1 protein-coding gene is annotated in these 832 nt (G+C 55.2%); it reads left to right on the forward strand.

Annotated elements, in window-relative coordinates; genetic code table 11:
* Positions 1-186: 186 nt before the first annotated feature.
* The coding region (locus SQ11_RS15295; protein WP_041515065.1) for a methane monooxygenase/ammonia monooxygenase subunit C at positions 187-832 on the forward strand (646 nt) is incomplete at its 3' end.

Below are 832 nucleotides of genomic sequence, written 5' to 3' on the forward strand. Positions count from 1 at the left end.
AGACAAACTGCTTGACTTGGCGCATCTTCGGGGATAGTCTTTACGGGGTTGTGGGTATGTAATGGTTTAGTATTTAGTATTATGGCGGCGACGCATTCTTTCTGCGAGGAAGCGGGGAGAGGCGGCTAGCTGCGGGCAAGCACAAGCAGCAGAGGGTACTCGATTAACGTAAGAGGAGATAAAGAAATGGCAACAACACTGGGAACATCAGGCAGTCACGCGGGGTCGAGCGGGCGCGACTACGACATGTCGCTGTGGTACGACTCCAGGTGGTATAAATTTGGACTGATCACCATGCTTGGGGTAGCGATATTCTGGATCTGGTTTCAACGGACCTTTGCCTACTCGCATGGCATGGACTCGATGGAGCCGGAATTTGAGAAGGTATGGATGGGGTTGTGGCGTGTGCACATGATCGTCATGCCGATCTTTGCGCTGGTCACCTGGGGCTGGATCTGGAAGACACGGGACACCAACCTGGACAACCTGGACCCGAAACTGGAAATCAAGCGTTACTTTTACTGGATGATGTGGCTGGGCGTATACCTGTTTGGCGTGTACTGGGGTGGCAGCTTCTTCACGGAGCAAGACGCCTCCTGGCATCAAGTGATTATCCGCGACACCAGCTTCACCCCGAGCCATGTGGTGGTATTTTATGGCTCCTTCCCGATGTACATTGTCTGCGGCGTGGCCAGCTACCTGTACGCCATGACGCGCCTGCCGCTGTATGCCCGGGGCACCTCGTTCCCGCTGGTGATGGCGATTGCCGGCCCGCTCATGATTCTGCCGAACGTAGGCTTGAACGAATGGGGCCATGCCTTCTGGTTCATGG

It is taken from the genome of Nitrosospira sp. NpAV (assembly GCF_000832065.1).
In the GTDB taxonomy this organism is placed as follows: Bacteria; Pseudomonadota; Gammaproteobacteria; order Burkholderiales; family Nitrosomonadaceae; genus Nitrosospira.